Below are 6,356 nucleotides of genomic sequence, written 5' to 3'. Positions count from 1 at the left end.
ACCCCCCGCCTCACCCCGTCCCTGACCCGGTGCCTCACCCGTTTATTCACCCCGTCTCTCCCCCGGGGCCGCCGCGGCCCCCGCGCCGCCCCCCCAACCGGCTCGGGCGCCTCTTCAGCGCGGCACGAGGTCAGCGGGCCGTGGCGGCCTCGTACAGCTCCAGGTAGCGCTCCGCCATGACGGACGGCGAGAACCGGCGGCGGGCCTCTCTGCGGCACTCCTCCGGGTCGATCTCGTCCACCCGCAGCACCCACTCCGCCAGCTCCGCCTCGGAGTCGGCCAGGAAGCCGGTGCGGCCGTGGTCGATGATCTCGGGCAGGCAGCCGCGGCGCAGCCCGACCGGCGGCACCCCGAGCGCGAGTGCCTCGACGACGGCCGTGCCGCCGGGCTCGTCCCACTGGATGGGGAAGAGCGCGGCCCTGGCCTTCGCGTAGAGCTGGTCCCTGGCCTCGCCGCCCACGGCGCCGACCCACCTGACCAGGTCCCCGTCGAGGTACTGGGACACCTGGTCGAGGTGGTAGCGGACGTCGGGATGGCTGTGCAGGGGGTGGTACGGGTTCTGGACCACGTCGTCCAGCTCGGCGGGGGTGTTCCGGCCGCTGACCGGCCCCGCCAGGATCAGCGGGAGCCCCAGCTTCTGGCAGATCCTGGCCGCCACGTGCTGGCCCTTGAGCCCGCAGATCCGGCCCATGACCAGCAGGTACTCGCCCCGATCGACCCGCACGTCGCGGTCGGCGAGCGGGCTGGCCAGGTAGACAGCCCCGAGCGAGGCCGCCCGCAGGGCGTCGGGGGCGCGGGCGAGCTGCGACTCCGAGACGCCGTTGACCGCGATCGACGGCGGGAACGCGCCGTAGAACGCGGGATGCTTGCGCAGGTCCCAGTGCAGGGTGTGCAGGACGGGCGGCCCCCCGAACGCCGACAGGACCGCCGGCCCGACCACCTCGACGTGGTCGTGGACGAGGTCGATGTCGCCGCGGGCGCGCAGCTCGGCCGCCACCCTGGCCTGGTGGGCGTGCGCGATGCCCATGACCTGGTTGTACGGCTTCTGCAATTCGGTGAACTGGCCGTCGTCGTACACGCTGATCAGCTCGTCCACCTCGAGCGTGCTGGACCCGACGGAGGCCAGGACGACCTCCACGCCGCGCTCGCGCAGCGCGGGCACCAGCGTGGCCACGACGTTCTCGATCCCGCCGTAGCCGGGGGGCGGGACCGCGAGCCACGGCCCCGCGTTGACCAGGACTTTCATGCCACATCCTCCTCTTGTACGAGGGAGGCGAGCGGAGGTCGCTCCGCCACGGCCACGTCCACCAGGTCCGCCCCGTCGATCCCGAACTGCAGCATCGTGTGCGCGGGGCGCTGAGCCGCCAGTACGCGCCCCTGGCGCTCCAGGCGGGACCAGGCGGTGAGCATGATCTGCCCGGCCATCCGGCCGAGCGCGCTCATCGACTGGTGTGTGTGCGTGCGGCTGCCCAGGTCCACCTGGGCCATCCCGTCCAGGCCGACGAGCTGGAGCAGGTCGACGAGGAGGCCGAACTCCACCCCGTACTCGGTGACGAAGGGCACCTGCTCCAGGACCTCGCGCCTGGCCGCGTACTCTCCGCCGAGCGGCTGGGCGAACCCGGCCAGCTCCGGCCAGAACATATTGATCAAGGGTCGGGCGACCAGCTCGGTCACCCGGCCACCCGCGGCGCGGCGGACCACGCCGTCCTCGCCCGTGAACGGACGTTCGTAGGTCGCCTTGACGAAGCTGATGTCACTGTCCACCAGCAGCGGCCCCACCAGGCCGGACACGAAGTGGGCGCCGAAGTTGAGCAGATCGGCGTCCACGAACACGACGATGTCGCCCCTTGAGGCGGCCAGCCCCTTCCACAGCGCCTCCCCCTTGCCCGTCAAGGGCGGCAGGTGGGAGAGCACGTCGTTCTGCGCCACCACGCGGGCGCCCGCCTCGCGGGCGCGTTCGGCGGTGGCGTCGATCGAGTTGGAGTCGACGACGAGGATCTCGTCGACGAGCGGAACCCGTTCGACGAGGTCGCGGCGGATCACACGGACGATGTCACCCACGGTGCGCTCTTCGTCACGAGCAGGCAGGATGACACTTACCGTGGTGGATCCCTTGGCCAGCATCAAGGCGTCGACCGGCCACTCGGCTGCCGTGCTCGAGTGCGGACCGTACCATTCCTGGATTCTGGCCAAGGCTCGCAGGTTTCTCTCCATGCAGTAAGCCCCGATCTCACGAGGTCACGACTTCTGCCCGATCTATGCGCCTTTGAACCTCTTTGTTTGATGGCGATCAGATGTGGCATATGCCGGAATGTGTCCCCAATGACCCACGTCGGCATCATCGGTGCCGGAAATGTCGCCGCTCGCCACGCAGATGTACTGTCCGGCTTCCCAGATGTCTCGATCGCGGGAATCGCCGACATTGATCTCCACAGGGCCGAGGCTTTGGCCTCCCAGCACGGCGCCCCCGCCTATGGTGACCATGCCGACCTACTCAGCGCCGGCGGTCTCGATGCTGTTTACGTCTGTGTGCCTCCTTTCGCGCACGGCACCCCCGAACATGATGTTCTGGCGTGTAATCTACCGTTTTTTGTGGAAAAACCCCTTTCGCTCGACCTCCAAACCGCAGAAAACATCGCGTCCGAAATCGAACGGAGATCGCTGCCGACCGCGGTCGGCCATCACTGGCGTTATCTCGACATCATCGAACACGCCCGTGACCTGCTCGCGGAGCGCCCCGTACGGCTCGCCCTGGGCCACTGGCTGGACAAGGTCCCGCCGGTCGCCTGGTGGCTGAATCCGAACATGTCCGGCGGCCAGATCGTCGAGCAGGCCGTCCACGTGCTCGACCTCGCCCGGGTCCTGGTGGGCGAGGTGTCAATGGTGCACGCCGTCCCCGCCGCCAACCACAGCGACGGCGAGGTGGACCGGGCCACGGCGGCGGTCCTGCGCTTCGCCGACGGCGCGGCCGGGCTGCTGGCCACCTCCTGCCTGCTGACCCAGAAGCACCGGGTGGGGCTGGAGGTGTGCGCCGACGGCCTCGCGCTGGAGCTCAGCGAGACGCGGCTGCTGGTGGACGGCCAGCGGGTGATCGAGGACGACGGCCAGGCGAAGACGCGGGTGGACCGGGAGTTCATCAACGCGGTGCAGGGTAAGGACGCCGACGTACGCGTACCGTACGGGGAGGCGCTGCGGACGCACCGCCTGGCGCTGGCCCTCGCACAGTCCGCGGCGGAACGGAGGCCGGTGGTGCTGGATGGGTAATGTGCTCAGTATCGAGGCGCCGGGCGAGGTTCGCCTGGTCGAGGAGAAGTTGCCGGGCATCCCCGAGGGTGGGTTCATGCTGGCCACCACCCACAGCGGGGTCTCGGCCGGGACCGAGCTGACCTACGTCAAGGGCACCAACCCGTACCTGTCCTCGACCTGGGACCCGGCGCTCGGGCTGTTCGCCGAGGGGACGCCGTCGATCGCCTACCCGGTGCGCGGCATCGGCTACATGCAGGTCGGCCTGGTGGTCGAGACGCGTACACGGGCCGTGAGCGAGGGTGCGCTGGTCGCGATGTGTTACGGACATCGCACGGCGTACGTGGCGGACCCGATGGCCGACCGGTTCGTGGAGCTGCCGGACGACCTCGACCCCATGCTCGGCGTCTACGTCGCCCACATGGGCCCGATCTGCGCCAACGGCCTCCTGCACGCCGCGCACGACCTGCACGGCCCGGCCGTGCAGCGGCTCGGCGACGGCGTGCGCGGGCGGCGGGTCGCGGTCGTGGGAGCGGGCGTGGTGGGGCTGCTGACGGCGTGCTTCGCCATGGCCTGCGACGCGGCCGAGGTCGTCGTCGTGGACGAGACCCCGGCCAGGCTGGCGATCGCCGCGGCACTCGGCGCGAACGTCCTGGCCGCCGACGTGGATCCCAACGGGGATCCCGACGGGGATCCCGCCGTGGACCTGAAGCGCCGCTGGCGGCACGGCCGCGACGACCGGGGCGCCGACGTGGTGTTCCAGTGCCGCGGCCAGACCAGGGCGCTGGCCCTCGGGCTCAGGATGCTCCGCCCCCAGGGCACGCTGGTGGACCTCGCCTTCTACACCCAGGGCGCGCAGGAGGTGCGGCTGGGCGAGGAGTTCCACCACAACGGGCTGACGCTGCGCTGCGCCCAGATCGGCCGGGTGCCGCGCGGCCTGGCGCACTCCTGGGACCGGGAGCGGCTCTCGCACGAGACGATCGCCCTGCTCAGGCGGTACGGAGGGCGGCTACGCGAGCACGTGATCACCGATGTCGTCGGGTTCGCCGAGGCCCCCCGGTTCCTGTCCGACCTCGCGGCCAGACGCCGGCAGACCGTCCAGGCCGTGCTCAGCGACCACGTCGAGGAGGAGGGCGGCTGACCAGCTGAAGTCGTGGCTGCCGTGGCCGTGCAGGCTGAAGGGGTCGAAGTACTCGCGGAAGCCCGATCGCGCGACCGCGTTGACCATCCCTTCGGCGACCAGGGCGCCGAGGTCGGGGCGGCGGTCCTTGAGCCCCTGCCAGACGAGCCAGGTGAGGTTGACCCAGCTCGGGCCGCGCCAGTAGCGGGCCCGGTCGAACTCGAGCGCCGCGGGAGAGTAGCTGGGCAGCGCCCCGTCCTTGAAAGCGAACCGGTCGAGCGTGGTGCCGATCAGCGCCTCGGCGACCTCGTCCGGCAGGTGCGGGAGCATGAGCGGGGTCAGCCCGGCGGTGCTGGCGGAGTGGAGCAGCCGGCCCGTGCGCACGTCGCGGGCCTGGAAGAGGCCGCCGTCGAAGAGGTGCTCGACCATGGCGTCGGTGATCGCGGCCGCCTCGCGCTCGTGCGGCTCGGGGTCGAGGCCGCACTCCTCCGCGATCAGTGCCAGCGTCGACTCGGCGACGCCGTACGCGGCGTTGAACAGGGGGCACTCGACCTGGAACTCCCCCGGGCTGCGGTAGGCGGAGTCGCGGTAGGCGCGGGCGAGCGAGACGTAGCGCTCGTAGTCGCGGTCGGTGGGCCGCTCGTCGGCGCTGACCGTGGCGAGGTCCCGGCGGACGAATCCCACGGTGTCGGGCCGTACGGCCCGCAGCGGCAGGTCCCAGGCCGGGCTGTTGTCCATGCCCGACTCCCAGGGGTGCACGATCGAGATCAGCCCCTCAGGGGAGCGCCTGGCCGCGCGCAGGAACTCCTGCTGGGCCACGAGCCGGGGGTAGATCCGGCGCAGGAACGCCGGGTCGGGCTCGGCCAGGTGCGTCTTCCACGCGGCCAGCGCGTGGACCGGCGGCTGGACGATGCCGGAGGTCGCGGAGCCCGACGGCGCGTGCGCCTGCCAGAACTCGGGCCCGGGGAAGTAGGCCCCCTCGGGCACCGCGGGGTTGAACACGATGTGCGGCACCCTGCCGTCGCGCCACTGCGCGCCGAACAGGGAGAGCAGCTCGATCCTGGCCCTTCGCGGCGACCACTGCGCGTTCCCGATCGCGATGAAGGCGGAGTCCCAGCTCCACTGGTGCGGGTACAGGCGCCGGGAGGGGACCGTGTAGCTGCCGTCCCAGTTGGTCACCAGGACGCGCACGGCGTCGCGAAGGGTCATAGGTATTTCCTGACGAAGGCCGCGGTCTGGGGGAGGACGATCTCGGGTTCGCCCCGCAGACGGCATTCCAGGGCGAGGTAGCCGTCGTAACCGACGGCGTCGAGCGTGGCCAGCTGCGCACCCCAGTCGAGGTGACCGGTGCCCGGCTGGTTGCGGTTGGACTCGCTGATCTGCATGTGCGCGAGGTAGGGGGCGGCCTCGACCAGCGAGCGGCAGGGGTCGTCCTCCTCGATGTTCATGTGGTACGTGTCGCCGACGATCCTGATCGAGTCCATCGAGCAGTAGGAGACGGCCTCGGCCAGGGTGTTGACCATGTGGTTCTCGTACCGGTTGAGGGGTTCGAGCATGATCAGCACGCCGTTGCGCTGCGCGTGCTCGCCCAGGACGCCCAGCGCCTCGGTCAGCACCTCGCGGTCCTCCGCCGCGCTGCGCGGCGGCTCGAACGGCGGCAGCCGCAGCGAGAACTGCCCCCAGGAGGCGGGCGTCATGACGCCGATGCCGCCCAGCTCGGCGATCACCGTGAGCTGCGACCTGAGCTGCTGGATGGCGTCCTTGCGCTTGGCCGGGTCGAAGTCGCCGATGAAGTGCGGCATGTCCACGCACACCGTCGGCATGACCACGCCGTCGGCCCGCGCCCGCTTGAGCTCCGTCAGGCGGCCCGCGAAGTGGAAATCGCCCTTGCCGCGCAGCTCGATCGCGTCGAACCCGGCATCGAGCGCGAACGCGAACTTCTCCTGCAGCGTGCGGCCGGGCAGAAGCTGCTCCTGTACGGCGAGCTTCACTG

General features: G+C 70.8%; 5 protein-coding genes and 1 pseudogene. 2 read left to right on the top strand and 4 right to left on the bottom strand.

From position 1 onward, the window contains the following. Positions 1-130: 130 nt before the first annotated feature. Together ACWDX9_RS34300 and ACWDX9_RS34295 are read right to left on the bottom strand one after the other, a co-directional pair. Positions 131-1,246 (bottom strand): glycosyltransferase, encoded by a 1,116-nt coding sequence (locus ACWDX9_RS34300; protein WP_449961290.1) that lies wholly within the window; start codon positions 1,244-1,246, stop codon positions 131-133. Next, positions 1,243-2,214, bottom strand: a complete 972-nt coding sequence (locus ACWDX9_RS34295; RefSeq protein ID WP_449961287.1) for a glucosyl-3-phosphoglycerate synthase — start codon at positions 2,212-2,214, stop codon at positions 1,243-1,245. Before ACWDX9_RS34295 ends, ACWDX9_RS34300 begins: the two co-directional genes overlap by 4 nt. A 108-nt stretch (positions 2,215-2,322) precedes the next feature. Here ACWDX9_RS34295 and ACWDX9_RS34290 point away from each other — a divergent pair, with 108 nt between their 5' ends. Together ACWDX9_RS34290 and ACWDX9_RS34285 are read left to right on the top strand one after the other, a co-directional pair. Continuing rightward, positions 2,323-3,264 (top strand): Gfo/Idh/MocA family protein, encoded by a 942-nt coding sequence (locus ACWDX9_RS34290; protein WP_449961284.1) that lies wholly within the window; start codon positions 2,323-2,325, stop codon positions 3,262-3,264. Further along, positions 3,257-4,384 (top strand): zinc-dependent alcohol dehydrogenase, encoded by a 1,128-nt coding sequence (locus ACWDX9_RS34285; RefSeq protein ID WP_449961281.1) that lies wholly within the window; start codon positions 3,257-3,259, stop codon positions 4,382-4,384. The genes ACWDX9_RS34290 and ACWDX9_RS34285 overlap by 8 nt, the downstream gene beginning before the upstream one ends. 9 nt (positions 4,385-4,393) lie before the next feature. Here ACWDX9_RS34285 and ACWDX9_RS34280 read toward each other — a convergent pair. Together ACWDX9_RS34280 and ACWDX9_RS34275 are read right to left on the bottom strand one after the other, a co-directional pair. Beyond that, positions 4,394-5,572: pseudogene (locus ACWDX9_RS34280) on the bottom strand (MGH1-like glycoside hydrolase domain-containing protein); the annotation flags it as partial. Further along, positions 5,569-6,354: a sugar phosphate isomerase/epimerase family protein gene (locus tag ACWDX9_RS34275; RefSeq protein WP_449961278.1), complete on the bottom strand. Its 786-nt coding sequence runs from the start codon at positions 6,352-6,354 to the stop codon at positions 5,569-5,571. The pseudogene ACWDX9_RS34280 and the gene ACWDX9_RS34275, both read right to left, overlap by 4 nt. Positions 6,355-6,356: the final 2 nt, after the last annotated feature.

Source organism: Nonomuraea sp. NPDC003201 (assembly GCF_053590415.1).
Note: the sequence above shows the minus strand (reverse complement) of the source record. Positions and strands in the feature narration are given on the sequence as shown.